The organism is Mesorhizobium sp. M6A.T.Ce.TU.016.01.1.1 (genome assembly GCF_003997065.1).
GTDB lineage: Bacteria > Pseudomonadota > Alphaproteobacteria > Rhizobiales > Rhizobiaceae > Mesorhizobium > Mesorhizobium mediterraneum.
Genome location: NZ_RZTJ01000002.1, coordinates 424,075 through 449,492 on the forward strand (window position 1 = coordinate 424,075; position 25,418 = coordinate 449,492).

At 61.5% G+C, this 25,418-nt stretch carries 27 protein-coding genes; 13 read left to right on the forward strand and 14 right to left on the reverse strand.

What is annotated here, in order from left to right:
• Nucleotide 1: 1 nt before the first annotated feature.
• Genes tagH through tssA form a run of 8 tightly spaced genes read right to left on the reverse strand, consistent with a single transcriptional unit; the run spans nucleotide 2 to nucleotide 8,844 of the window.
• The gene (tagH, locus tag EOC94_RS05335) at nucleotides 2–1,459 is read right to left on the reverse strand and encodes a type VI secretion system-associated FHA domain protein TagH (protein ID WP_127288977.1); all 1,458 of its coding nucleotides are present in this window, start codon (nucleotides 1,457–1,459) and stop codon (nucleotides 2–4) included.
• Nucleotides 1,456–2,523 (reverse strand): type VI secretion system baseplate subunit TssG, encoded by a 1,068-nt coding sequence (gene tssG / locus EOC94_RS05340; protein WP_095486428.1) that lies wholly within the window; start codon nucleotides 2,521–2,523, stop codon nucleotides 1,456–1,458. Before tssG ends, tagH begins: the two co-directional genes overlap by 4 nt.
• Nucleotides 2,487–4,361: a type VI secretion system baseplate subunit TssF gene (tssF, locus tag EOC94_RS05345; RefSeq protein WP_127203712.1), complete on the reverse strand. Its 1,875-nt coding sequence runs from the start codon at nucleotides 4,359–4,361 to the stop codon at nucleotides 2,487–2,489. Before tssF ends, tssG begins: the two co-directional genes overlap by 37 nt.
• A 1-nt stretch (nucleotide 4,362) precedes the next feature.
• A complete protein-coding gene (gene tssE, locus EOC94_RS05350; RefSeq protein ID WP_095486430.1) occupies nucleotides 4,363–5,118 on the reverse strand; it encodes a type VI secretion system baseplate subunit TssE in 756 nt (251 codons plus the stop codon).
• Entirely contained in the window at nucleotides 5,105–5,566 is a 462-nt protein-coding gene (locus EOC94_RS05355) for an Hcp family type VI secretion system effector (RefSeq protein ID WP_127203713.1), read from the reverse strand. The genes tssE and EOC94_RS05355 overlap by 14 nt, the downstream gene beginning before the upstream one ends.
• A gap of 47 nt (nucleotides 5,567–5,613) precedes the next feature.
• Nucleotides 5,614–7,119 carry a type VI secretion system contractile sheath large subunit gene (tssC, locus tag EOC94_RS05360; RefSeq protein ID WP_095486432.1) on the reverse strand — a complete coding sequence of 502 codons (1,506 nt, stop codon included), beginning with the start codon at nucleotides 7,117–7,119 and terminating at the stop codon, nucleotides 5,614–5,616.
• Between the two features lie 3 nt (nucleotides 7,120–7,122).
• On the reverse strand, nucleotides 7,123–7,662 hold the full coding sequence (gene tssB / locus EOC94_RS05365; RefSeq protein ID WP_095486433.1) for a type VI secretion system contractile sheath small subunit: 540 nt from the start codon (nucleotides 7,660–7,662) through the stop codon (nucleotides 7,123–7,125).
• A 6-nt stretch (nucleotides 7,663–7,668) separates the two neighbouring features.
• Nucleotides 7,669–8,844 carry a type VI secretion system protein TssA gene (gene tssA, locus EOC94_RS05370; protein WP_127289211.1) on the reverse strand — a complete coding sequence of 392 codons (1,176 nt, stop codon included), beginning with the start codon at nucleotides 8,842–8,844 and terminating at the stop codon, nucleotides 7,669–7,671.
• Between the two features lie 332 nt (nucleotides 8,845–9,176).
• Here tssA and tssH point away from each other — a divergent pair, with 332 nt between their 5' ends.
• Together tssH and EOC94_RS05380 are read left to right on the forward strand one after the other, a co-directional pair.
• A complete protein-coding gene (gene tssH / locus EOC94_RS05375; protein ID WP_127288979.1) occupies nucleotides 9,177–11,927 on the forward strand; it encodes a type VI secretion system ATPase TssH in 2,751 nt (916 codons plus the stop codon).
• 125 nt (nucleotides 11,928–12,052) lie between these two features.
• Nucleotides 12,053–12,271 (forward strand): hypothetical protein, encoded by a 219-nt coding sequence (locus EOC94_RS05380; RefSeq protein WP_095486434.1) that lies wholly within the window; start codon nucleotides 12,053–12,055, stop codon nucleotides 12,269–12,271.
• A gap of 220 nt (nucleotides 12,272–12,491) precedes the next feature.
• Here the strand turns inward: EOC94_RS05380 and EOC94_RS05385 are convergent, their stop codons facing one another.
• Nucleotides 12,492–12,719, reverse strand: coding sequence for a DUF2934 domain-containing protein (locus EOC94_RS05385; protein ID WP_245329926.1), 228 nt, complete (start codon nucleotides 12,717–12,719; stop codon nucleotides 12,492–12,494).
• A 104-nt stretch (nucleotides 12,720–12,823) separates the two neighbouring features.
• On the opposite strand from EOC94_RS05385, the gene EOC94_RS05390 reads away from it, so the two are divergent.
• The 3 genes from EOC94_RS05390 (at nucleotide 12,824) to EOC94_RS05400 (ending at nucleotide 15,595) form a co-directional block, all read left to right on the forward strand.
• Nucleotides 12,824–14,110: an SDR family oxidoreductase gene (locus EOC94_RS05390; RefSeq protein ID WP_127288981.1), complete on the forward strand. Its 1,287-nt coding sequence runs from the start codon at nucleotides 12,824–12,826 to the stop codon at nucleotides 14,108–14,110.
• Complete coding sequence (locus EOC94_RS05395) at nucleotides 14,110–14,583, forward strand: DUF2269 family protein (protein WP_127288983.1); 474 nt, start codon at nucleotides 14,110–14,112, stop codon at nucleotides 14,581–14,583. The genes EOC94_RS05390 and EOC94_RS05395 overlap by 1 nt, the downstream gene beginning before the upstream one ends.
• Nucleotides 14,584–14,659: 76 nt before the next feature.
• Complete coding sequence (locus tag EOC94_RS05400; protein WP_126102998.1) at nucleotides 14,660–15,595, forward strand: NAD(P)/FAD-dependent oxidoreductase; 936 nt, start codon at nucleotides 14,660–14,662, stop codon at nucleotides 15,593–15,595.
• A 58-nt stretch (nucleotides 15,596–15,653) separates the two neighbouring features.
• Here EOC94_RS05400 and EOC94_RS05405 read toward each other — a convergent pair whose 3' ends face one another.
• On the reverse strand, nucleotides 15,654–16,265 hold the full coding sequence (locus EOC94_RS05405; RefSeq protein ID WP_095486439.1) for a TetR/AcrR family transcriptional regulator: 612 nt from the start codon (nucleotides 16,263–16,265) through the stop codon (nucleotides 15,654–15,656).
• Nucleotides 16,266–16,362: 97 nt separating this feature from the next.
• Between EOC94_RS05405 and EOC94_RS05410 the strand changes: the two genes are divergently transcribed.
• Together EOC94_RS05410 and EOC94_RS05415 are read left to right on the forward strand one after the other, a co-directional pair.
• On the forward strand, nucleotides 16,363–17,790 hold the full coding sequence (locus EOC94_RS05410; RefSeq protein WP_095486440.1) for a coniferyl aldehyde dehydrogenase: 1,428 nt from the start codon (nucleotides 16,363–16,365) through the stop codon (nucleotides 17,788–17,790).
• Nucleotides 17,791–17,795: 5 nt separating this feature from the next.
• A complete protein-coding gene (locus EOC94_RS05415) occupies nucleotides 17,796–18,293 on the forward strand; it encodes a GFA family protein (protein ID WP_245458251.1) in 498 nt (165 codons plus the stop codon).
• An 85-nt stretch (nucleotides 18,294–18,378) separates the two neighbouring features.
• On the opposite strand, the gene EOC94_RS05420 is transcribed toward EOC94_RS05415, so the two are convergent.
• Nucleotides 18,379–18,702 carry a hypothetical protein gene (locus tag EOC94_RS05420; protein ID WP_127288985.1) on the reverse strand — a complete coding sequence of 108 codons (324 nt, stop codon included), beginning with the start codon at nucleotides 18,700–18,702 and terminating at the stop codon, nucleotides 18,379–18,381.
• A 248-nt stretch (nucleotides 18,703–18,950) separates the two neighbouring features.
• On the opposite strand from EOC94_RS05420, the gene EOC94_RS05425 reads away from it, so the two are divergent.
• From EOC94_RS05425 to EOC94_RS05435, 3 genes are all read left to right on the forward strand, one after another.
• On the forward strand, nucleotides 18,951–19,694 hold the full coding sequence (locus EOC94_RS05425; protein ID WP_342587106.1) for an SIR2 family protein: 744 nt from the start codon (nucleotides 18,951–18,953) through the stop codon (nucleotides 19,692–19,694).
• 162 nt (nucleotides 19,695–19,856) lie between these two features.
• A complete protein-coding gene (locus EOC94_RS05430; RefSeq protein WP_095486616.1) occupies nucleotides 19,857–20,105 on the forward strand; it encodes a hypothetical protein in 249 nt (82 codons plus the stop codon).
• 165 nt (nucleotides 20,106–20,270) lie between these two features.
• The gene (locus EOC94_RS05435) at nucleotides 20,271–20,585 is read left to right on the forward strand and encodes a hypothetical protein (RefSeq protein WP_095486444.1); all 315 of its coding nucleotides are present in this window, start codon (nucleotides 20,271–20,273) and stop codon (nucleotides 20,583–20,585) included.
• 19 nt (nucleotides 20,586–20,604) lie between these two features.
• On the opposite strand, the gene EOC94_RS05440 is transcribed toward EOC94_RS05435, so the two are convergent.
• Nucleotides 20,605–22,350: a thiamine pyrophosphate-binding protein gene (locus tag EOC94_RS05440; RefSeq protein WP_127288987.1), complete on the reverse strand. Its 1,746-nt coding sequence runs from the start codon at nucleotides 22,348–22,350 to the stop codon at nucleotides 20,605–20,607.
• Nucleotides 22,351–22,850: 500 nt separating this feature from the next.
• On the opposite strand from EOC94_RS05440, the gene EOC94_RS34010 reads away from it, so the two are divergent.
• The 3 genes from EOC94_RS34010 to EOC94_RS05450 all read left to right on the forward strand — a co-directional run bounded on the left by EOC94_RS34010 (nucleotide 22,851) and on the right by EOC94_RS05450 (nucleotide 23,779).
• Nucleotides 22,851–23,012, forward strand: a complete 162-nt coding sequence (locus EOC94_RS34010; RefSeq protein ID WP_095486446.1) for a hypothetical protein — start codon at nucleotides 22,851–22,853, stop codon at nucleotides 23,010–23,012.
• Nucleotides 23,013–23,254: 242 nt separating this feature from the next.
• A complete protein-coding gene (locus tag EOC94_RS05445; RefSeq protein WP_095486447.1) occupies nucleotides 23,255–23,500 on the forward strand; it encodes a hypothetical protein in 246 nt (81 codons plus the stop codon).
• A 63-nt stretch (nucleotides 23,501–23,563) separates the two neighbouring features.
• Nucleotides 23,564–23,779, forward strand: coding sequence for a hypothetical protein (locus tag EOC94_RS05450; RefSeq protein WP_095486448.1), 216 nt, complete (start codon nucleotides 23,564–23,566; stop codon nucleotides 23,777–23,779).
• Between the two features lie 63 nt (nucleotides 23,780–23,842).
• Here the strand turns inward: EOC94_RS05450 and EOC94_RS05455 are convergent, their stop codons facing one another.
• A complete protein-coding gene (locus EOC94_RS05455) occupies nucleotides 23,843–24,607 on the reverse strand; it encodes a hypothetical protein (protein WP_127288989.1) in 765 nt (254 codons plus the stop codon).
• A 105-nt stretch (nucleotides 24,608–24,712) separates the two neighbouring features.
• On the reverse strand, nucleotides 24,713–25,402 hold the full coding sequence (locus tag EOC94_RS05460; RefSeq protein WP_095486450.1) for a phosphoribosyltransferase: 690 nt from the start codon (nucleotides 25,400–25,402) through the stop codon (nucleotides 24,713–24,715).
• Nucleotides 25,403–25,418: the final 16 nt, after the last annotated feature.

The window sequence follows — 25,418 nt, forward strand, 5'->3', positions numbered from 1 at the left end:
TTCACTCCTCCTCATATGCATCCCGAAAATCAGCGCCGATTTCGCCGAGGAAGCTCGATTCCGCACTCTGGGCGATTTCACGATGGCGTTTCTGGTATAGCTCCCACAGCTTGGCGCTGCGCCCGCCAGAAAGCAGGGTGCCGATCGCTGAACTTGATTTCAACTCTTCCTCGATCGCTGCCGGGTCAAAACGGTCAATCATCCGCCGCAAGGCCGACTGCACGCCTCGCCAGGCGCGCACGTGATGTTGCGCGAGATCGCGGACCGCATCCGCGATTGCCGCTTCGCCGGCCAGAAATCCGGGGCTGCGCTCCGCTATGATGGTCACGATGGCGTCGTCGACCGTCGGCAGAAACTTGAGCGGATTGACTTCAGAGGCTCCCACCACCGTCTGGGCGACGCGAGCGTTTCCCTTTTCCTCGGCCCGCTTGCGCAGCAGCTGCATCAGGCCTTCCATCATGAGCCGATACTCGCGACCGAACTTCTCCATTTCCGCGACGCTGTCGCGTCCGGGAAAATCGGCTTCCTCAATGCCCATGCCGCGCAAGAACGCGGTGCGAAGGGCCGTATTCGCCTGTTGTGCCGCTGCCAGGGAGGGGGCGGGTTTGGGAGCAACGCCAGCACGTGGCGGAGAAGGGATATCTGCCGCCTGGCCAGGCAAATCCCAGGGATCGGCCGATTGCGGTCTTCCGGCGAGATGTTTGCGTTGACCGGTCGAGCTGGCGCCGTTTCTCAAATCGGGCGACGCGGCCGGCCCGAAACCGAAATCGTCATCAAATTCGGATGACCTTTTTGAAGCGGCCTCGGTTGCGCCGGACGGCACCGAATCGAGGCTGAATGGGTCTGCGGGGCCTGGCGCACCACTTGGTTCAGAATAGACGGCGCCATTCGGCGCGGGCGTTGATACCGGGTCGAGGCTGAACGGGTCGTCGAAGGCCTGCGAACTGCGCTGGTTGGCGCGCTCAAACGCTCCTGGAATCGGCTGCTCGAACGGGTTCGGCAGATCGGCGGGACGCGGTCGTCGCGGCTCTTCTTCGACCGTGGCTGAAAAGAAATCATCGCGGCCGATGCTTACCGGCGCTCGTGATGCTGGCGGCGACCGTTCCGGGACCGATTGGCTGGTTGCTGGTGCTTGAGCGACCGGCGTCTGCAGATCGACGCATACGATGTAATCGCCCAGTCTCAGCCGCATGCCGTTTTGAAGACGGACCGACGTGCCAGCGCCGAGCGGACTGTCAGAGTCGTTTATGAACAACCCGCTGCTTGATGTGTCGGTGACGAAATATCCATCCCGCCCGCCGGTGATCTTGCAATGGGCGCGTGAAACGAACATGTCGGGATCGTCGATCTGCCAGCCTGCGTCCGCGCTGCGGCCGATCACCAGCTCACCCTCGTCCAGTCGGGTCTGCCGTACCGCCTGGGTCCGTGGTCCTTGCTCCAGAGTCAGCAGCAGACTCATGCCGCGACCCCCGCCATTTCCGGCCGCCATCCGACAATTGTCCGCAGCCGCATATCGTCAGCATCGCCCCTTTCAGCAGGCCGCACAAGCCAGGTGGTTCGGCCGAGCTGTACCGCTCCGATGCGGGGCTGCGGCACGGCTTCACGCGCGAGCACGATCCGCAGATCGACGTCGAGCGATTCCCCAACCATGTCGCGAACGGCCTGTTTGAACATTTTCAGACGTTGACCGCCCGGCAGGAACGTTTTGAACTCCTCATACCCGAGCGGGCCGACGCGGAGTTCGATCCTGCTTTGGCGGCTGAAAACGCGCGGGCCGATCGTCGCCCCGCGACCCAGCACTGCATAAGCTTGTGCAAGGCGGGTCTGGAGCGATGCTGGGATGGTCATCCAGGTGGCAACGAACTCCTTGATCTGCACCGGCACCTTGAACGCTTCCGCCAGGAACAGCGTCAGCCGCTCCGGGCCGTCGACCTGGCCGGCGAGCGATGCTGCCTGGCGAAGCTTCACGGCGTCGAGATCGGGATTGTGGGTGCCGGGCAGTCCGATTCCCGCCATGGCTTCAAGCATGGCCCTTACCCGGCCGCCGACCGCACGTTCGACCTGTACCGCCGGATGCGCATCCGCCCAGGCCCGATAGTACAGGGCGATCATGCGGTGCTGGAGAATATTGACGAAGTCCACGAACGTCGTGTCGCTGGTCTGCCGTGCGTCAGCGCCGGTGAACCAGCGCTGCGACAGACGATCGAGTACCCAGCGTGTCAAATGAAGCGGCATGGGGCCTTCCGGTCCCATCAGCCCGAGATTCGCGATCGTGACCCGGGCCGGCGTCTTGTCCTTCGCTTCGCGGAATTCAACCACGTCCTTGGCGGAAAAGCTCAGACGCACGTGCTGCCCGAGCCTTGCCGGCTCGCGATCCGCGTGGCCGGAATAGCCGAACAGCCCACCCCTGCGTTCGAGCCGGCGCAAAAGCTCGAAAAAGTCGAACGTATCAGACAGCCCCTCGACCCGGTTCAGGTCGAGTTCGCCTAGATCAGGTGGCGATTGCCGGGCGTCATCGGCCATGGCACATCCTCCTGCTTCTGCAGCAGCCGCGTGCGGGTCCGCACAAAGCCGTTTATTCCTGCGTGGCGGGCAAACAGCCGCGCGAGCAAGGCTGAAAGCAGCAATGTGCTTTGCCCTGCCAGGACCGACTGGTCCACATGCAATGTCACTTCCGTGCCCCTTCCGAAGCACATCGGCCCATCGATCTGCAGCCGTTCGATGACGGACCGCGAGTCTATACGAACGATCGAGTGCACATTGCGTGCGAGGCTCGGATCTCCCCGGTCGGCATAAAGATCGAGCAGCGCATGCAGCGGATCGACACCACGACCTTCCTTGGCAAGGCTGAGAAAGTTGAGCGCCAGCTGCGCCACGAGCCGCCAGGCGAGATTGTCGGCTCGGGATTCGCCTTCGGCGCCCGCGGGCAGGGCGGCCGGGATAGCCGGCTGGGGCGGACGCAGCGCACCGAGAAGCCGGACCGTTTCGACCGGATCGCCTGTCTCCAGCGTCAAGGTAGGGTTGTCGTCGAGGATCGGCAGATCGCGGTTGGTGCAAAGCGCCATGATGTCGACACGCTTCAGCGGTCGGTTCGCCGGGCTTCCGACCGGCCGTGAAATCGATAGAAAAACGTCGTCTCCAGTGTATGAGGTGCGGGTCAACCCGTCGCGCCGTTCATCTTCGGTGGCCCGGCGAGGGCGCCGTTCGGTGGAAAAGACCCAGCCATTGTTGCGATTTTGCCCCAGGCTGAAGAGCTCCGGAATTTCGGCGTCGGTGCCCTCGGAATCGGCGTCCTCGACGCGGGTCACCCGATAGATTTCGAAGTCCCGCGCCCGCGTGCGGTCGGCATGCAGCACTTGCCGCGTTCTGCGGGGATCAAGCTCGATGACGTTGCAGTCACGCTCGAAGAGGTTGATGATCGGCGTCGCAAAAAGTTCGAAATCCGCCGGCGTCACATCGGCAAGTTCGGGTGCTGGACGCCGGAACATGAAGATGATTTCGATCCCGGCGTCGCATCTGCGCACGACCGGTTGCAGTCCTGAAACCCGCACGTAGTGAAAGCGCTCGGGCATCATGAAATATTCACGCAGCAGACGGTACCCTTCGAATGTCGGCCGGGTACGAGGCATCAACGCCTCGTCGTCGCTGATGCCGACCATTTCGGGTGCCGGCAACGGCGATAGGGGGTTGGCCTTGCCTTCGGCTCGTGCACCAACGGCCGAGCAGACGCCGAAAATTGCGTCAAACAGCAATGGCGCTTTGGTGCGCCCAGCAAAATAGAAATCGAGCCGGTCAAGCGCCAGTTCGTCGAGCTTGCCTTTTCCGGCCCGACCAAGCGTGATACGCAGCGCCGCCTCGCCGCCTACGCCGCCGATCGGTGTTATGCCGGCCGCTGCCAACCCGCTGCGATCCTGGAAATAACTAACCGACTTGATGGTTATCGGCCACAGCGTCATTTCCTGCGCTGTGGTGAAGGTGCAGCGCGTCGACAGGCCGGGTTGCAGACCGGACACCAGCCGCGTGTTCCGCCTGACGACATGGCCGGCAACCATCGACTGGACCTGCTGTCCGGGTTTCAGCACTGCCATCGCCGTTGCCGGCGCCGGCGTAACCAGATCGGGATAAAGGACATCCAGGACGCTGCGTGAAAACCTCGAGCGCTCGGCATCGACTTTCAACCGGGTGCGCGCAGCGAGAAAGGCGACGCCGTCAAGCAGCCGCTCCACATACGGATCCGGGCAGGGGACCGTATCGAGCGAGAGATTGCGCGCCACCGCCGGATGCATGTCGGCAAATTCTGCCGCGAGTCCGCGAATATGGGACAGTTCCTCCTCGTAATATTCTACGAAGACGCGATCCATCTCAGCTTTCCCTAAATTCGGTCCGGGCCAAGCCGTTATCGAGATTGATTGTGGTGCGCAGGCGCATGCGTTCCGGCGTCGGCGTCATGATCAGCACAGCGTCTATCTCGATCTTCAGGCCCACACTTTTGTCACCAAGGGTCACCGTTACCTTTGTTGCGCTTTCCTTGAGACGTGGCTCGAACGTGGCAAGGATGGAACGGATCTCGCGCGCCAGGGTTTCGCGATCAAAGTCGCGGGACGAACGGCCCGAGAAGGAGGGCACGCCGTAATTGACCACACTTCGACGCACTTCCGGAAAATCGGCAAGCGACGGCGGATTGTCCGCGGACTGTTCGTTTTCAAGATCTGAAAGAAGCGGAACGGCTTCGAAGCGCTCGGTATTGAAGAGAGCTTCGATGTCACGTCGCACGGCCTCCCTGAGGACGCGGGCCGATACGACCACGCCGCGGCTTTCGATCTCCGCGCGGTGTTGGGTTTGAAAGATCAGGCGGTGCAGACGCCGCTTCTGATCGGATGTGAGCTCGGCGTCGGCGTCGATGATCCGCGTGGTACTTGCGATGAGGATGTCCAGCCGGTCCGCGCCAAGCTCGTCGAGCAAGACCTGGCGCAGCCCGTCTATTTCCGAGGCCACGCCCGGCAGGTCATTGACGAGGCGGTCCCAAAGAGAGGGCTGGACCGCTTCGCGTTTCGCTCGCGAACTGCCGGTAACCTGCAGCTTGTCCGCGCCGGGCCGCCGAGCCTCACTTGCCGACATAGACATCCATTTCGATTTCGTCATCCTTGTCATAGACGAACTTGATCTTCTTGTAGGCGAAGCTGACCTCCTCCTGGATCAGGTCTTCCTCGTCCTCGGCCTGCGACATGTCGTACTCCATGATCGAGGCGTCAGTCAGGGTAACGACTAGGTAGTCGCTGGTTTCCCCATCGATGGTCCGGCGTGCGGAGAACACAACTTCGTCCAGCGCCTTGTTGTCGAATAGCGCCTTCTTCAGATAGGGCGACGACTTGTCATAGTGCTTGGTGAACTTGATCATGCCGAGGGACACACGACCGCGGCGTGAGAGCGAATTCGGATCGTATGGCGCGACAATCTTGTAATCGACCCCATGGACTTCGATTTCATCTTCGTGGCCGTCTCGAACGCTTGGCCCTTTGATGTCCGGAACCTTTAGAAAGCCGTCGATTTTCACTGATGTTGGCATTGTCTTTCTCCAGCGCTTTCAAACAAAACAGATGATGTTGCTGCAAATTAAGACTTTACGGACGGTAGTTCCGACACCAGCCGGAGCGACGCGTTGATGCCCTCCAGTTGGTAATGCGGGCGCAGATAGAAGCGAGCATTGTAGTAGCCCGGCCGCCCCTCCACGCTGTCCACCTGGACCTCAGCGGCAGCGAGCGGGCGCTTGGCGCGCGCCTTGTCGTCGGCAAAGGCCGGGTTGGCCAGCACGTATCGGTTGATCCACTCGGTCAACCAGATCTGCATGTCCGACCGCTCCTTGAACGACCCTATCTTGTCGCGCGCAATGGCCTTGAGGTAATGCGCAAAGCGCGAAACCGGGAACAGATAGGGCAGGTTGGCGCTTAGCCGCTCGTTTGACTGTGCGTCTGGATCGACCAGCCGCCCGGCACGTGTCTCGTCGTCCTGCAACGAATGCGCGCCGATGAACGCCGCGAGATCCGTATTTTTCCGGTGCAGGATGGGCATCAGGCCGAGCTTGGCGAGCTCCGCCTCGCGTCGGTCGTCGATGGCGACCTCCGTCGGGCATTTCATCGCGATCGATCCGTCATCGGTCGGGAAGCTGTGCACCGGCAGGTTGAGCACCGTGCCGCCGTTCTCGACGCCGCGGATCTGCGTGCCCCAGCCGTAGAGCTTATGGCTGCGGTTGATGTTGACGCCCATCGGGAAGGCGGCATTCATCCAGACATATTTGTTGTGATCGCCCTCCACCTCCTCCTCGAAGGTGAAGCCCTTCACCGGAACGGTGTCGGTGCCGTAGGGCAGCCGGGCCAGCACGCGCGGCATGGTGAGGCCGATATAGCGCGCGTCCTCGCTCTCGCGCAGCGATTGCCACGAGGCATAGGCCGGGTTCGATACGATCATCTGCAGGTCCTGCGGGTTCGGCAGTTCCTGCCAGCTGTCCATGCGGAACAGGCGCGGCGAAGCGGCGGCAATGAACGGCGTATGCGCGGAGGCGCAGACACCCGACATATTGCGCAGCAGGCCGACGTCGCGCGGATGGTTCGAGAATTCGTAGGCGCCGACCAGGCAGCCGATCGGCTCGCCGCCCAGCATCGAATACTCGTCCGTGTAGACCTTCTTGAAGATCGGGCTTTGATCCCACATCTGGCCTTCATAGTCTTCAAGCGTGTCGGCGAGCTGCTCCTTGGAAATGTTCATCACCCGGATCTTCAGCTTCTGATCCGTTTCGGTGTTGTTGACGAGATACCAGAGGCCGCGCCACGTACCTTCCATTTCGCGCACTTCCGGCGCGTGCAGGATCTCGTTGACCTGCGTCGTCAGCATCTTGTCGATGCCTGCGATCAGCGACTTGATCGACTTGATCGCGTTGGACGAGATGGTTGTGGTGTCGGAACGGGACTGCGCCGCCAGCGCGAGATTGCGGACGAGTTGCTGCAGCTTCTCGCTGTCGTCCTTCTTGACCTTGAAATCCTTCTCGAGGAGCCCGCTGAATTCTCCGAGGTCGATGGCTTCCGCCTCGGCGGTGACGGCTGCGGTCTTTTGCTGTTCGGCCATGACTTACTCCTCAACCTTATCGTCGTCGGATAATGCCTGGTTGGCGATCTTGCCGAGCAGCGGCTCGTTGTTCAGAAGTTGCGCGATGCGCTTTTCGGCGTCGACACGGCCATCCATGAAGCCAAGCAGTTCCTCGAGCTGACGACGCATCTTGAGGATTTCGGCCAATTGCGGAACCTGCTCGGCAATCTTGTCCGGGGCGAAATCGCCCATCTTGGTGAAGGTGAGATCAAGGGCCAGTTCCTCGTCGCGCTCGGCACCCTCGGCCTGAGGCAGCGTATTCTTCACGCGGGCTTTGACGCGCGGTCCGAGCGCCTCCATGAAACGGGGAAAGCGGTTCGCGTCGGTCTCGACAAAGGAGCGATCCAGTACCGACTTCATCGCTTCCCTGGTCTGTGAAGCGCCGGAAAGGTCGGCCATCACGCCCATGACGAACGGCAATTCGATCGTCGTCGGGCTGCCGTAGGTTTCCACGTCATAGGCGATCTGCACGCGCGGTGCGCGATTCCGTTCGATGACCTTCGCTTTACTTTCGGCTGCCATGGCTCGTTACCTTTCATCCTTCTGGGCCGTCTTCTTGGCATCGGGAACGCCGGCAAGAAGCCGGAATTCCTTCAGCCCCGACGGGGCGAGATCTTCCATCAGTTCAACAAAATCCATATGCACCATGCGGCGCACGCGGCGGGCGAGGTGCGGGATCGGGCTCGACGGTTCGGTGCGGTCGTAGAAGGCGACGACGAGGTCGAGGCATTTGACGACGTCGTCGCGCGAGGAAATCCGATCAGGGAGCCCGGTGCTCGGTTCCGCGTAACTTGTCGTGCCTGCCATAGCCTCGGCTGCATGACCGTTTCGGGCAGGCATTTCTGGATCGGCAGTCGTGGGGGCGGGGTTCGCCGCGCCGTTCGTCGCAGCCTCGATTACCGAATTCCGTTCGAGGGTCGACAGCAAACGCTGCAGAAACCGTTTCAATTCCGGGACAGCGGTGCCGCCGCCCTCTAGACGAACGTTGAGAGCCGTCTCGACCGCATCAAGAGCCGAGATCGCCGCTTGGGCATCGGCGATGAGCGACATCATCTCCGCATTGGCCTGATCGGCCTGCGCCTTGCATCCACTATGCACCCGGTTCAGAAGTTGACCGTGGGCGCTGACCAGCGCTGCCTTTTCGGCTGCATTCAATCCTGAAGCCGCTTCCAGAAGCATGACACGTTCGTCGAGCGCGCCTTGTTCCAGATCGCGCCCGCTGATCGCTCCGATCGTGCGCGGTGCGAAGAACGTCATTTGCCGCAAATTGGCTAACAGCCCGTCTTGGCCATTCTGGAGGTCGAGCAGTGCGTTGATACGACGCAAGGCGGCGTCGCGTGGTGCAGCATTGGGCCGCAGGGCCGGATGCATGGCCTCCCAATGCTGATCGAAGGTCCGCGCAATAAGGGTCAGACCATGCGCGAGCCCGGCGAGCCCCTGCTCATTGGCCAGCGCACGTGTGACAATGACAAGCAGGCGCAGATCCCGGCCGTGTGCACGCAACTCCTCTGCCTTGTCGAGGACGGCAGGCCAGTCGACCGGAATGGTGCTTTGCGACGAGGGCTTGTTATGCCCGTCATGGACGACCTTGACCTGGGGTTCCGTGAGACGTTCCAGCTCATGAAAGGCTGGATCGTTGCGCAAATCCTCCCCTGACGGATTTTCACCGTCCAGCGGATTCAGCCAGAGTGCGAGATCAATCACACCAACCCCCAGCGAGCGGCTCTTTCGGCCGTGCGTGCCCACGTTATCACACTGCGACACTTTACCACAATTTAGTTGCTGCTCAATCATAATGGGAGCTCGCAAGCCGGGTCCTGAGCTCGAAATCGGTGGCGCAGTTATCGAACCGTTTATCTGGATGCATCGCAAAGAAGTGGGCATTCCATAGCTGTTTGTAGCCGATGGCGTGGGCTGTTGCTGGGACGGAAGAAGTCCACCGAATCGAACACCCACTCGCCCCGTCGATAACGCGCTTTGTCAAGTTGCTGCTTATGTGGCAGGTTATTGACTGGCAGATCGCAGGAGCAAGTTCGATGGAACAGCGCCGGTCGTCGCAGAGCGTCAAACGCAAGGAGCTGGTCGCTAAACTCAATCCTGTCTGCTTGCGCGCCTTTAAGGCTGCGGCCGACGCCGCCAAACTGCGCGGCAATCCCTACATCGAACTCGTTCACTTCGTCGAACAACTGGTGCTTTCCGAGCGCTCGGATTTGCAACTGATACTGGCCGACGCCGGAGTGGATCTGAGCCGGCTATCGGCCGACATGCCCCGCGCCGTCGACAAGCTGCCTTATGGCGCCACTTCGATTAAGGAATTTTCCGATCATATCTTTCACGCCATCCAGGAAGCTTGGACTCTGGCGACGCTTGAGTTCCGCGTGGAGGAGGTCCGCAGCGCCCATATCATCCTGGCCTGCCGGAAGACGCCAGTGCTGGACGGCCTGCTATCGCAAATCAGCGGCGAGTTCGACAAGATCGATGCCGATGCGGTCATCGCGCGCTTCGCCGAGGTGACAGGGGGATCGCTCGAGGCCGGCTCCCCCGCGGCAACTCCCGCCGCCGAAACACCGCGGCGGGCTGCGGGCGGGGATTCGGCGCTGGCGAAGTATGCGACCGACCTGACCCAGCGCGCGCTCGACGGCAAGATCGATCCGGTCGTTGGGCGCGATCCCGAGATCAGGCAGATCGTCGATATCCTGATGCGACGCCGTCAAAACAACCCGATCCTGACGGGTGAGGCCGGGGTCGGCAAGACAGCTGTGGTCGAGGGGTTTGCCCTGCGCATTGCCGAGGGCGACGTGCCGCCGACGCTGCAAGGCGTCAGCGTGCGCATGCTCGATGTCGGATTGATGCAGGCGGGCGCAAGCGTAAAGGGCGAATTCGAAAAACGGCTGAAGGCGGTCATTGACGAGGTCCAATCCTCCGAAACGCCGGTCATCCTCTTCATTGACGAAGCTCACACCTTGATCGGCGCCGGCGGCGCGGCAGGAACGGGCGATGCTGCCAATCTGCTGAAACCGGCGCTGGCGCGCGGCGAACTTCGCACCATCGCGGCGACGACATGGGCCGAATATAAGCAGCACATCGAGAAAGACCCCGCGCTGACACGCCGCTTCCAGGTGGTCAAGATCGACGAGCCGTCTGAGGCGGTGGCCGTTCTCATGTTGCGCGGTGTGGCCGGCGTGTTGGAGCAACACCACAAGGTGCAGATACTCGATGAGGCGATCGAGGCGGCGGTCGGCCTGTCCCACCGCTATATCCCGGCGCGGCAACTGCCCGACAAGGCCGTGAGCCTTCTCGACACCGCCTGCGCCCGTGTCGCCATTTCGCAGCATGCCACCCCGGCCGAGGTCGAGGACATTATGCGCCGCCGCCAGGCGTTGGAGGTCGAGCGCGCCATCATCGGCCGCGAGGCAGCGATCGGCATCGGCGTGGCCGACCGGCAGGCTCGGGTCGAAACCGGCCTTGCCGAGACCGAACTCACGCTTGCTGCCGCGCAGGAGCGTTGGGATCGGGAAAAGGCGCTGGTAGGCGAGATACTCGAATTGCGCGCCAGGCTGCGCGGCGAGGGTGTGCCGCTCGATGCCGTGGAGCCTCCGGAGGCGGTCGCCGAAACCGCAGGCGCCGATGTACCTGAGACCAAAGCGCCGGAAACCGATGCGGACGCAACGGCCACTGCCGATCCTTCTCCACCCGATCCGGCTGCCGATCTCGCGCGGCTGCGGGAGCTGATGGCCGAACTCGCAGAAGCGCAAGGCGAGACGCCGCTGATCCTGCCTTCCGTCGACCGCAACGCCGTGGCTGCCGTGGTGCAGGACTGGACTGGCATCCCCACTGGCCGGATGCTGTCGAGCCAGACCGAAAAGGCGCTGCGGCTCGCCGCCACTCTGTCCGAACGCGTGGTCGGTCAGGATCACGCCATGGAAATGATTGCCAAGCGCGTGCAGACCAGCCGGGCCGGGCTCGGCGCGCCCGAAAAACCAGTGGGCGTCTTTCTGCTCTGCGGTCCCTCCGGGGTAGGCAAGACCGAAACCGCGCTGGCCTTGGCCGAGACGCTCTACGGTGGCGAGCAGAACCTCATTTCGATCAATATGTCCGAGTTCCAGGAGGCGCATACGGTTTCTACCTTGAAGGGCGCGCCACCCGGATATGTCGGCTACGGCAAGGGCGGCATCCTGACCGAGGCGGTCCGGCGCAAGCCCTATTCGGTGATCCTGCTTGACGAGGTCGAGAAGGCTCATCCCGACGTTCATGAGATCTTCTTCCAGGTCTTCGACAAGGGAATGATGGACGACAGTGAAGGCCGGCGGATCGATTTCAAAAACACGCTGATCCTGCTCACATCGAACGTCGGCTCTGAAGTCATCATGGACCGGACCAGCAGCGGCACCATACGGGCGGGGCTCGACGATCTCGACACGGCATTGCGTGCCCCGCTGTTGAAGGTTTTCCCCGCGGCCTTCCTTGGCCGGGTGGTAACCATCCCTTACTACCCGCTCTCGGACACGATGATCGAAGCGATCACCCGCCATCAGTTCGCCAAGATCGCCCGCCGGCTGCGCTCAAGCAACGATGCCGAGCTGGTGATCGGTGACGGTGTCATGGATCTGGTCAAGGCTCGCTGCACCGAGATCGAATCCGGCGGGCGGATGATCGACGCCATTTTGACAAACACGCTTCTGCCGGAATTGAGCCGCGGGGTGCTGAACCGGTCGCTCGAGGGCGAAAAGATGACGAAGGTGACTGTCGGAGCCTCCGAAGGAGGTTTCACCTATTCCTTCGAATAGCTCAGGAGCAATTCTGTCGCTCTAGCCCCAGCGTTTCGGTCGGAGAAACAGCTTTGTTACCGGCCACCCCGGGAACAAATCGTCAGCCTATCAATTGACGCAGAGAAGCTGCTTGGAGCAGATGAATGGGCATTTTTTCCGATCTCGACAAAAAGCTGACGGACAATCTTTACGCGCACGGTAACGACCTCATCGATCCTGCTGCGGATCTTCCCGAGAAGATCGAGGAGCGGGTCGAACTCTTGATGCCGTTCGTTCAGCCCGAGGCTCGTGAGTTGGTCCGGTCGCAAATCCTTGGCCTCATTCACGAGTACAGGAATGAGGATCCAGCGCCCTCGAACTAGGCGAGGATCGCGTTAATTGCGAACCTAGCAGGTCCTGTTCGGAATGGAGTACCGTCGTCATCCGTCTTGGTCTATTGCATGGGGCGCAGGCTGTGTCCCGTCGCTGGTCCGGCCGGTCTGGTCGACCCATAGCCAAACTATGAAGAGTACCGCCACTACGATCACGCCCAAGGCGATAAGACGAGGCATGGGCATTTTCCTTTCCGTGCCGAGCAACCGGTCAAGATTTCGGCTTGCCGTTAGCTCCGGGAATTGGCGTCGCCCGTGCAGGATCGGAGCCGGCTCCAACGGTCGGGTCGGGAACGACCGGACCACGTTCTGCTTCGGAACCCTCTGCCTCGATCTCTTGCACGGCCTGATCCCAATGCTCGCGCTCCCGCCCTTGCGGCCGGCCTTCACGCTCCCAGATTTCATGGGCTCGCCGCCTGATACGCTCTTCCCTGTCCACGATAGACCTCCTGGTGCTGTCCTAATCCCGCTATCGATGGTTTGTTCCGCGCTCTCGGACAGTAGAATGAACAATATGCCTCCAGCACCCGAGATCGGAATCCCATGAGAGTCCTTGTTGTTGGCGCCACCGGCCTGATCGGCGCTTCGGTCTGCGCCCGCATCGTTTCCGAAGGACATGAGGTGGTCGGCGTCGTCCGCAGCCCTCGGGCAAATGAGGCCCGCGACTACCAGACATTGGTGCTGGACGTGGCGACCGCGCTCCGCCCTGAAGATTGGTTGCCGCATCTGGCCGGCATCGATGCCATCGTGAACTGTGCCGGCGTTTTGCAGGACAGCCCTCGCGAAAAAACGGGGCAAGTTCATCGCGATGCGGCGGCGGCTCTTTTTCTCGCCTGCGCGCGGGCCAGTGTTGCCAAGGTGATCCACTTCTCGGCAATGGGTGTGGATCGGGCGCAGCCGTCGTCATTCTCGGCGACGAAATATGCCGGCGATCAGGCCCTCATGGCACTTGATCTGGACTGGATAATCCTTCGCCCTTCCGTGGTGCTTGGCCAGCCTGTGTTTGGGGCCAGTGCGTTGTTTCGCGGTCTGGCCTCGCTGCCGGTTCTGCCGTCAATGCCCGATACCGGCCGGCTGCAGGTCGTGCAGCTCGAGGATGTGGTCTCGACGGTCCTCTTCTTTCTCAATCCCGGTAGTCGGTCTCGTATGGCGCTGGAACTTGCCGGTCCCCAACAGCTGACCATGGACGAGATTGTCGGCACTTTCCGCCGCTGGCTCGGCTGGGCTCCTGCAGCCAGATTTGTCTTGCCGGGATGGGTTGCGCGGCTTGTCTACCGCCTCGGCGATCTTGCCGCGATGCTCGGCTGGCGACCTCCAATGCGCACCAATGCCGCCAGGGAGATCACACGAGGGGCGCTCGGAGATCCCTCGGACTGGATTTCCTTGACCGGCATACAGCCACAGAGCTTGGCGCAATTTCTCGCGCTCAATCCGGCAACAGTGCAGGAAAAATGGTTTGCCGGGCTTTATTTTGCCAAGCCTGCGATCTTTGTCGTCCTGCCCTTCTTCTGGATCATGACGGGGATTGTGTCGCTGACCACTGGCTTCGGCAACGGCATCAGCCTCATGCAAAGCACGGGGGCTGGTATGTTGGCGGTGCCGACCGTGGTCGCCGGCGCTCTCGCCGACATCGTCGTCGGCGCACTCATAGCCTGGCGGCCAACGGCGCGAAAAGGCATCTACGCTGGTATTGCGCTCTCGCTGTTCTATCTGATCGTGGGCACTTTCCTGCGCCCGGACCTGTGGAACGAACCGCTTGGGCCGTTCCTGAAGGTCTTGCCGATCATCGTCCTTCATTTTGTTGCCCTGGCGATCCTGGAGGAGCGCTGATGCTCTATTTCGTGCTGAAGTACCTGCATGTCATCGGAGCCAGCGTGCTGCTTGGCACCGGCGCCGGCATCGCCTTCTTCATGCTTCTCGCCCACAGGACCGGCAACACGGCAACGATTGCGGCAGTGGCGCGCATTGTGGTGATCGCCGATTTTCTCTTCACGGCGACCGCCGTCGTGGCGCAGCCGATCACCGGCATCGTGCTCGCCTGGCAGGCGGGTTACCCGCTCTCCGAAGGCTGGATCGTGCTTTCCATCGCGCTCTACATCGTCACCGGTGTGTTCTGGCTACCGGTGGTATGGATGCAGATGAAGATGCGCGATCTGGCGTCTGAAGCCGCCAAAGCGGGGGCCCCGCTGCCGGCCCGGTATGTCAGGCTTTTCTGGCTGTGGTTCGCCTTTGGCTTTCCCGCCTTTGCTGCCGTCCTCGGGATTTTCTGGCTGATGATCGCGCGGCCGGCTATCGATTGGTAGCGCTTGCCGCGGCAGCTGTCGTGCGGTTTCGATTTTCGGCGCTGGAACATCTTTCCAATGAATACGTTCGGCGCGGATGGATCAAGCCGTACGCAAACGCCGACATTCAGCCTCATCCGCGACTGACGCGGATGTTCTCATCATTGGTGGCGGACCTGCCGGACTGGCGGCCGCGATCTACCTCGGCAGGTTCCGCCATCGGGTCGTCGTGGTGGACGCGAATGAGGCGCGCGCCATGCTGATTGCGGAAAGCCGCAACTGTCCGGGATTTCCGGAAGGCATCAGCGGCGCCGATCTTCTGCACCGGCTTCGTGCGCAGGCCGACAAATACGGAGCGACACTGGTGCAGGGTCAGGTGTCGTCGATCGAGCCGACCGTAGGCGGGTTTGGCGCCGAGACAAACACAGGGCGGATCGTCGCCCGCAAGATATTCCTGGCGACGGGTATCGTCGACCTTGTGCCTGCAATTCCGGGTCTGCGCGAGGCCATCGCCGGAGGCAGCGTACGCCTATGCCCGGTTTGCGACGGCTACGAGGTGATCGATCACCGGATCGCTGTCATCGGAGAGGAGGCGAAGGCACTGCGAGAGGCCATGTTCCTCAAGCAGTATACGCAGCACGTCACAATGCTCGCTCGCTACCTTCCCGATTTTTCCGTCAGCACACGGCGCGTGGCGATGGAAGAACACATTGCCATTTGCGATGCGTTCGAAAGGTTTGTTCCTGCCGACAGCGGCTACGACGCCCTCCTCGAGGATGGCGAGGTGCGCCATTTTGACGTCATCTATCCGGCGATGGGATGCCAAGTGCGTTCCGAACTCGCGCTGGCAATGGGCGTCAAATGCTGCGACGACGGCTACGTCGTCGTCGACAAGCATCAGCGGACCTCGGTCGAGGGGGTGTATGCCATCGGCGACCTCGTCAAGGCCCTGAACCAGATCGCAGTGGCTTTCGGCCAGGCTGCGATAGCCGCGACCGATGCTCACAATGATTTTGCCCTCGGGTACGAATAAAGGGGCACAGATGTATGGTAGGCGGATTATAGGTCGAACGGGATGGCGCCAGCTAGTGTCATGTTGCTGGGTTCCCTAGCCCTTCCACCAGCGTGCTCAATGCCGCATCCAAGGGGGCCGATCCCACCTTCTCGGGCACCAGGAGCCCATCGATCGCAAGCATGGTCATGCCGTGGATGAGCCCCCAGCCGGCTGCCGCCTGACCTTCTATAGGCCGCTTGCGAATGCTCCCCGCGGCCTGGCCGCGTCGGAGGATTTCGAGGAGAATATCGAATACCGCCAGCGCCCGCTCATTGAGATGCATTCCCACCGCTTTCCCCTCGTCCGCGCTAAACATCAGGCGGTAGAGAGCGGGGTTGTCCGTTCCGAACGCGACGTAGGCACGAGCTATCGGAGCAATTTCGTCGCGCAGGGTTTTGGCCGCCTTTGGCGTCGCAGCCGCTAGGGACGCGCGCAACCGGTCGAACCCAATCATGGCGATCTCCGCAAGCAGCGCCGCCTTATCGGGGAAGTGCTTGTAGGGTGCCGCGTGGCTTACGCCAGCCCGGCGGGCGACTTCCCGCAGCGTGAACTGCCAGCCTTTCTCCTCCCGAAGCATATCCAACGCCGTCTCGATAACCGCACGACGGAGATCACCGTGGTGATAGGGGCGGTTGGGTGCATCCTGCATGGTACCTCAAAGTTTCTTGTGAATACATTGTTGACAGTGGCTACTTAAGGGGCTATGTCGAGGGCGTAAGTTTCTCCTGTCTACATCGGAGTGGACCATGAACGCAATCGCAAAAATTGCCGACGCTGATCGGCTGGGCAGTCTCCTCGCGGCCCAGCGCGCTGCCTTCCTGCATGACGGAGCGCCTTCGCTGGCGCAGCGACGCGCTGATCTGGCCAAGTTCAGGGCCTCGATAATCGGGCACCGCAAAGCGATCGAAGATGCCATCAATACCGATTTCGGGCATCGCTCGAGGCACGAAACGGCGATCATGGAGGTTGCAGCGGTCGCCGAGGGCACGAAGTATCTGATCCGCAATCTCCGCAAATTCATGGCGCCGACCCGCCGCCACGTTGCTCTGCACATGCGGATCGGCAACGCCCGCATCGAATATCAGCCGCTTGGCGTCGTCGGCGTGATGTCGCCGTGGAACTATCCGGTGAACCTCGCGCTGATGCCGGTCGTAACGGCCATCGCCGCCGGAAACCGCGTGATGCTGAAACCTTCGGAGTTTACACCGGTCACCAATTCGCTGCTCGCGAAGATGCTGGCCGAGGTCTTCCCCGAGGACCAGTTCGCGATCGTGACCGGCGATGCGGCCGCGGGGGCGGCATTCTCTGCCTTGCCGTTCGACCATCTCGTCTTCACGGGCAGCACCGCGGTGGGGCGGTCGGTGATGAAGGCCGCTAGCGAGAACCTTGTACCGGTCACCCTTGAACTGGGCGGCAAATCACCGGTCATCGTCGCCAAAGGTCACTCCCTTGACCAGGCGGCGGCGTCCATTGCTTTCGGTAAGCTGCTCAACGCCGGTCAAACGTGCATCGCCCCCGATTACGCACTCGTCCACGAAAACGACGTCGACTCGTTTGTCGGGGCGTATGATCGGAAAGTGGCGTCCTTCTATGCGGACGGGCCGAGGAGTGAACACTATACTTCCATCATCAACGAGCGGCATTATGCCCGGCTCCAGGGCCTGATCGACGATGCCCGTTCCAAAGGAGCGCGGATCATCGAGGTCGGCAATCGGCCCGGTGAGGCGTCTATGCGCGCCAACACGCTGCCGCCAACCGTCGTCCTCGGCGTCACAGAAGACATGCGCATCGCTCATGAGGAGATCTTCGGCCCGATCCTGCCGATTTTTCCCTACCGCGAGGTTGAAGAAGCGATCGCCTATGTGAACGCCCGGCCCCGGCCGCTCGCGCTCTACTACTTCGGCGCCGATGACGAAGACCGACGCAAGGTGCTGAGCCGAACGATCTCCGGCAACGTCACTATCAACGGGACGATCATGCACATCGCCCAGGATGACTTGCCCTTCGGCGGCGTCGGGGCCAGCGGCATGGGCGCTTACCACGGCGTCGAGGGTTTCCGTACCCTCAGCCATGCCAAGGGGATCTATGAGCAGGGTCGCTGGAACCTCTCCAACCTGCTCCACGCCCCGTTCAGACAGCCGATCGATACCATCCTCAACGTGATGCTCCGGTGATCGGCATGCCGTCATCAAATCCAGCTCAGGAGCATCAGCACATGACCACTGACACGTCGTTGCCGCTACGCGGCTCCTGCGAATGCGGCGCCTGCTCGTTCGAGGTGCATACTGCGCCAAAGGGCAGATTCCGGTGCCACTGTCTGATCTGCCAGGCGTTCAACGGCAAACCGTTCGCGGATGTGGTCGCCGTTCGTGGCAAGGATGTCGTGCTGAAAAACGCCGGCAACATCTCATTCAAGAAATACCGCCCGCCGCCGAACTTCAATCGCGGGGTCTGCCGGACCTGCGGCAAGCCGGTTGTGGAGGTTGCCGGCTTCGGGCCGTTCAAAGTGATGTTCATCCCGGCCAGCAATTTCGAGCCCGAGGCCCGGCTGCCGCCGGTTCGGATCGACATATTCTATCATCGTCGCGTGCTGGACATGCCCGATAGCGTGCCCAAATACAGCGGCTATCTCGCCAGCGAGTTGGCGGTCGGGAAAATGATTATGAGTGGCGTGTGAAGCGCCGAGTCGATTTATTTGAGTGCCATCCATGTGATGGCCTCGGCGCTGTTCGAGGGCCGATAAGCTCTGGAAACGTGCCTCGTTAGCGCAGCATGGCCGCTATCACAAAGACCGCGGCCGCTACGAGAACGACTGCGGCAATCACCAACAGTGGCCAGCTCCCGCGAGGCTGAAGATCAGGCTCGCTTTCTACCGGCCGCATTGCGTCGGCGAAGCTGGCTTCATTCGTGAACTCTGGCTGTCGACGAGAACGAGCCTCGGCGACAGGATTTGGCACATCTGCCGCTTCGGCGTCGGTCTCTTCAGGTGCGGCGGCAGGGTCGAACCCCGGGGTTTTATCCTGCGTCGCCCCGGCCTGGATATCGCCTCTCGCCTTAGCAGGCGTCTGATCTGGTTGTGCGGCCATCACGGGTCTCCCTGGCAACCAAACTTCGATCTGCCTCAGCGGTTCCAGTCTGCGCCCGATTTGTTGAACTCACACCTGATTTGCTGAACACATTTGGCGGTGATCCTGGCCTCTCCGGAACGGAGGACGCTTTTGACAGTTGTGTTGGATCATTGCCTGGTGAGTTGGCCATGCCGTCTGCCCTCGAGCAACTGGCTCAATCCGTGAAAGAGCGACGAGCGATCTTGTTCGTTGGGGCGGGAGTATCGATGAGCGTCGGCCTGCCATCCTGGGAGAAGCTCATCGAACATATGGTGGATGAACTCGGCCTCGACCGCGACACGGTCGACACGCCTGAATCCAGCTACCAGGCGCTTGCCGAATATTACCGGCTAAAGCATGGCAGTCTCGGCCGCTTGCGCAGCTGGATGGATCGCGAATGGAGCGTCTCGCGGGACAAAGTGAAGGGTTCGGCGATCCACAAGCTGATCGTGGCGCTCGATTTCCCGATCATCTACACCACCAATTATGATCGGAATCTTGAGGTGGCGTTCGAAATCCACGACCGCCCGTTCGTAAAAGTGGCCAATGCCAAGGACGTCGCCAAGGCGAGCGACGAGGTGACCCAGATCATCAAATACCACGGCGATTTCGACGACGACGCATCGCTGGTTCTGGCGGAGTCCGAGTATTTCGAGCGGCTGTCGTTCGATTCCCCGCTGGATGTAAAATTTCGCGCTGACGCGCTGGGGCGCACTATCCTGTTCATCGGTTACAGCATGTCGGATATGAACATCCGTCTGTTGCTGTATCGGCTCTGGGAAACCTGGCGCCGGTCTGGTTATGAGAAGAGCCGTCCGAAATCGTTCGTCTTCATGCCGCAACCGAGCGTCGTCCAGGAAGCGGTCCTCGGACGCTGGGGCATCGACATGCTGACCGAGGAGGCCGATCGGCCGGAGGATGCCCTGGTGGCATTCCTGAGCAAGCTCAAGGACGGGATAGACCAGATTTAGCGTATGCGCGGGCAATTCTGAGAGGCGATGTGATGCACCGCGCTTGAAGCCGAATGGTTGACGGCAAGTTCGGAATGCTCACTCTATTCGGCCCGGCCGGGAACATTGTCGATCGCTGCGGCGTTCATAGCCGCGAAGGGACGCTGTTTGCGGAGGCCTATGATGGGCCACTTCGATATGATCGATCTCGTTTCCGTCATCGACGCCTGCATGACCGGCCGCGCCGCAGGGCGATTGGTGTCGATGGCCAAAGCCGTGGAAGAGTTGCGGGTGCTGACCGGTGATTTCATCTCGCCGGACGAAACCGTGGCCAATGCCCTGTCGCCGGTGGCGCTGGAGCGCGGCTGCGCGGTCCTGTTCGACGAGCAGCCGGGCGCCGACATCCTGCACACGCCATGGCAAGAGGCCTGACTGGCGAGACGCCTGAGCGTTGCCGCGCCAGCGGGCGCGGCATCCGTTTGACGGCACGGTGCCGCGCGCGTCGCATATGGCGTCCGTCTGGAGCGCTAGCGGCGGTTGGAACCGGACCGTCGCAGGAATGTTTAACCGCATGCATGAGGCAATCGGAGAGACGCTATGACTGAAAACGAGACCCGTTATGAACATGGCGCAACCAAGTACCCGGCCAAGAAAGATGCGGACGCGTCGGATCAATTCTCCCAGGAGGCGGCCGGCAACAAGAAACCTGCCGGCGGGATGGGCCTGACACGGTCAAGGGACGAGGTGGAGGACAAAACCCATCAGTCCGAAGGGAAAAATCCGCCCGGACAGTCCACCCCCAGTGCCTCGACAGAAAAGACGTCCGGCGCCGGGCCATCGATCGCCGAGCGTTCCAAGGATGCCAAGGCTCCGAAGAGCGGCCGCCAGCCAGGCGCCTACGTCAAGGACTGACCGGCCAGGGAACCTGCAGTCAGCCCATCATCGTCTTCAGCGGCTCCTGAGCGAGGTTCGCCTCGATCTCCTTGCGGCCCGGCGTTTGCCGCAGCGCTGTGCGCATGTTCTTGCGATATTCGTCTGGCATGCGCGGCGGTAGCATAGGTTCATACGCGTCGACGACCGCCTCTATGATCACCGGACCTTCCGCGGCAAAGGCGGCGTCAAGAACCCCATCGACGTCCTCAGGCCGGGTGACGCTGTAGCCGATGCCTCCCATAGCTTCGGCGGCCATGGCGAAGTCGATTGGCTGGAGCTCGCAGGCAAATTGCGGGTTGCCGAGGAACATCATTTGCTCCCAGGCGATCTGGTTGAGCATGTTGTTCTTGATCACCAGAAGCTTGAGCGGAATCTTGTAACGCACGGCAGTGGAAAATTCGCCAAGCTGCATTGCCAGCCCGCCATCGCCCACCACCCCGAAAACCGGCCGGCCGGGAAAGGCAATCCCGCCGGCAATCGCATAGGGCAGCCCGCAGGCCATCGATGCCAGCGAGCCGGAGACGGCGAAATCCTGCCCTGCCGTGATATTGATATGACGGGCGGCGAGTTCGGTGTTCTGGCCGGAATCGGTAGCCAGGATGGCATTGGCCGGCATTCGGTCGCCGAATGCCTTGACGACGCGTTGCGGCTTGAGCGGCACATCGTCCCTGCTTTCCGCCTCGGCCATCATCTTGCGCCAGCGCTGTAAGCTCTGCTGCGCGCTTTCGAGAAAGGATCTGTCCTGCTTTGGCTTCAGCCTTTCGTTGAGCAATTGCAGCGTGATGGCCGCATCACCGACGAGACCGGCCTCGACGGGATGGCGAAGGCCGATGCGCTGCGCGTTGCGGTCGATTTGCACGCCGCGCGCCTTGCCGGGCTTGGGGTAGTACTCGATGTAGGGGAAGGTCGAGCCGACGATCAGCAGCGCCTCACATTCCTCCATGATCTCCTGCGAGGCCAGCGTGCCCAATATTCCTATTCCGCCCATGATGTGCGGGTGATCGTCCGGCAGGACGGCTTTGCCGAGCAAGGCCTTGGCAACAGGCGCGGCGAGAAGCTCCGCCGTTCTCTCGAGTTCGGCCTTCGCATGCAGCGCGCCGCGCCCGGCGAGTATCGCCACCTTTGAGGCCGTGTTGAGGATGTCCGCTCCAAGAGCGAGCTGGGCTTCGTCGGGTCGCTTGTCCCCTTCGAACCACCGTTCGGGCGTATGTTTTGGAAGGTTGCGGAGCGAGCGCTTTGCCGACGTCTGCTCCTGCACGTCGCTGGCTATCGAGAGATGGGAAACGCCGCGTCCCGCAAGCGCGGAACGACAGGCGAGGCCGGCAACGTTTTCCATATGCGCTGCGTCGGTCACCTGAGTGTTGAAGATGGCGACGTCGTTGAAAACGCGGGTGAGATCGACATCCTGCTGCGTGAACGTCTCGATCAGGTCGTGGAATTGCATGCCGGTTATGGCAAGGACGGGCGCCTGGTCGAGCTTTGCATCGTAGAGACCGGTGAGCAGGTGCGTGCCTCCTGGCCCAGAGGTGGCGAGGCAGACACCGAGCTTGCCGGTCCACTTGGCATAGGCTGTCGCCATGAAAGCCGCGGATTCCTCGTGCCGCACCTGTACGAAGCGGATCTTGTCCTGCCTTGTGCGCAGCGCCTCCATAATGCCGTTTATGCCGTCCCCCGGCAGGCCGAAGATCACGCGCACGTCCCAGGCGATCAATGTGTCGACAAGGATCTCGGCAGTGTTGGGCATGGTTGCCTCCTGTGTTTGGTATGCTTTTGTCCTGGGCCTGCGGCTTTACGCTCTCGCTGCGGCGTCGGGCGTCAGACGTGGATATTGGCGATCAGTGCCGAACGACGGAGATGTCTTGTTGTTCCATCGGAACGACAGCCGTTGCGAGCCGGGCAGCTGAAGCTGATCGGAAGTTGCCCGGCGAGACCAAGTCGCGCCGTCAACGGTTACTCGCAGACTGTGAGGGATGGCGCCGAAACAAAAAACCCGCCTCGGCGGCGGGTCGCTGGCGCAAATCAGCACCATGGCCAAATTACTAGCATAACTGCCGTCACAAAGCAACGAACCGCGAGCTCGCAACGCAGGCAATCGCTTCGGTTTTGGCCTCATCTTATCCTTGGCCGAGTGCACGTTCTCTGCTTGCGCCTGTCGAGCGTCGTCCGCAGCGAACATCGTGCCATTTCACAGAACCCAGGAACGGTTATGGCGCCTTCTCGGTTGTGAGGGAAAGGAGATGGTCCATGTTTGAGAACAGCATGTGGTTGCTCGTCGTTGCAGGCGGGCCCCTGATACTGGCAATCCTGCTCGCCTACGCCCTCGTCACGCGACGCCGCCGCGGTCCCGCAGAACGTAGGGAGAGCAAGCAGGCGACCGAGCGCTTGTACCGCGAGGAGGAAGACTGACGGACCATGGCAGGTGCGAATAAGCAACTGGAGCCGATATGCAATGGACAGTTTTATTTGACCGCCATTTCGGAACGATCCCGCCACCCTGCCATTATCGCCATAAGGACAGGCTCGGATTATGGCGGCCTCCGATTGGTCCGCTTCGGCAAAGACCTTGGCGCCTGTAATCACCAGGAAAGCGACGATTGCCGCCAGCGATCTGGGCATCAAAACGAACGCAAGGCACTTTGGAGGAACCAATGGCTGGACGCAGAACCCATGAGCAGCAATTGCGCATCATTGAAAAGCGGGAGAACACGAAGGGCGCCGACAAGGATTTCGACGCAGAGGCGGATCTGAAGCGATCGCCAGAAGAACGTGAAGCGTTGCGCAAGGGATCGGAAATCAGGCCCGACACACCCGATCTTGTCGATCCTGACGACCGCAACATCCTTCGCGGAAGAAATCAGGAGAGCGTTCATCACAAGAACCGCCCCGACGACTGAGTCCCGAGGACTGACCCCCGACGGCTAGCCACTGCGTCGTCTCACACGAATTGGAGAAAGCCCATGGCAAAAGGTAGCAAGAAGCACATCGGAGTGGGTTCGCAGGGGAAGGGTTCTGGTACAGGTGCCATGACCACGACCCCCAAGGACAAGATCGAGGAAAACCAAGTCCTGTCCAACCGGGACAAGGCCCAGCACACAAAGGAACGCGGTCTGGATTCCAAGCAGGTCGCGACTGAGCAGCGCCAGGATCACGCTGCCAATCGTTTGCGGGACTGACGGCTGATCCGCCGTGTGGCGCGGTCGTCTGCCCTCCAGGGGAGGGCACGGTAACCGTGCGGTTCAGGCCCATTCGCCACTGAAAAGCGGCTCTAGCGGATGGCGAGATTTGGCCATTTTGAGTTCGCGCAGCATCTCTGAATGGCGCTCGTCCTCCTTCTCGACGTCGAGCTCGACATTGTATGCCTTTTCCGGATCGGTTCGCGCGCCGACAAGTATGAATTCGGCGCCCTGCACGTCGAGCAGCGTTATGTCCTCGCGAGCGAATCTGCGGCCGCGGAATTCCCGCTGAAGCCTGTCTGGATAGTCCGGCTCCTCAGCCTGTCCCAATCCAAAACCGGGAGGGCTGGGCTTTTCGGGATTCTTCACCGAAAGCGCGAAGCTTGCCTGCGGTGCGATCTTGAAGGCGCGTTGCACCTCGGATGGTCGCTCTGGAAGCTCGAGTGCATAGCTGAGATGCAATTGTCCATTGAGCAGCGCGACAAGATAACGGCCTTCGCCCGCCGGGCGTGCTGCGGGCAGGCGCTGGCGGCCGCGCGTCTTGGTGTCATACCTCTCTTCGCGAAGGTCCTTTTCCAACGCGGCGGCGGAACCTGCAATCGCGCCGACGAAACCCCAGTTACGCTCGTGCTCATGCGCATCCGGCAGCCGCTTGCGCCCGACAACGAGAAGCCGCACCTTCGTCGCGTGCTCCGGCCGCAGCACGACGAAGAAGCGCTGCACGTCGGAAAGACTTTCTGGATCGGTTTGGCCCACCCTGGGCCGGTAGAGAAAGAAAATATCGCCGCGCTCGACGATCTCCATCTGTTGTCGGTCCTTGCTGGCCATGGCGTGCTCCTTCGGCTGGTGGCGATGAGCTAGGGCTGGCGTCGCAGAAATGCGGCTAAACAAACGGTTAGAGCGGGATGCCCGGTCCAGCTAAGGCATCCCGCTCTAACCGGCTGATCGCATCGACGATTTCCTCTCGAACTGCTCTGCCTGCTGCAGCAGCCGGACCACCTCCACGTCCGTGGTCTGCGCGAAATCCTCATAGTACTGGCTCACGGCGCCGAACGGCTCGGGCGTGGCGAGACAGACCACTTCGTCGACATCGGCATTTATCAGATCCAGCGTGTCCTGGGGTGCTACCGGAACGGCCAAGACAACATGCGCGGCGCGATCCTTCCTTAGCGCCTTGAGCGCCACTCGGACCGTTCCTCCGGTCGCTATGCCGTCATCGACAACGATGACTGTCCGGCCCAGCACCGAAGCCGCGGGCCTGCTGCCGAGATAGAGCTTTCTGCGGCGCTCGATTTCAAGCAGTTGCCGTTGTTTCTCCGCCTCGACGTATTCGTCTGACGGCTGGATCAGAGCCATCGCCTCCTCGTTGAGGACGAGCTGCGGATTCTCCCCGTCGACGACCGCGCCGATGCCATATTCGGAATGGCCCGGCGCGCCGATCTTGCGCACAAGCAGCACGTCGAGCCGGGCACGGAGTGCCTTCGCCACTTCGAAGCCAACCGGCACTCCGCCGCGCGGCAGCGCCAGCACCAGCGGATCGCTTGCCGCAAACCCGGTCAAAGCGGCGGCAAGCTGGCGCCCCGCATCCGTTCGATCCCTGAATTTTGGCGCGTCGAAGATCATTGTCTTCACCTTTCCA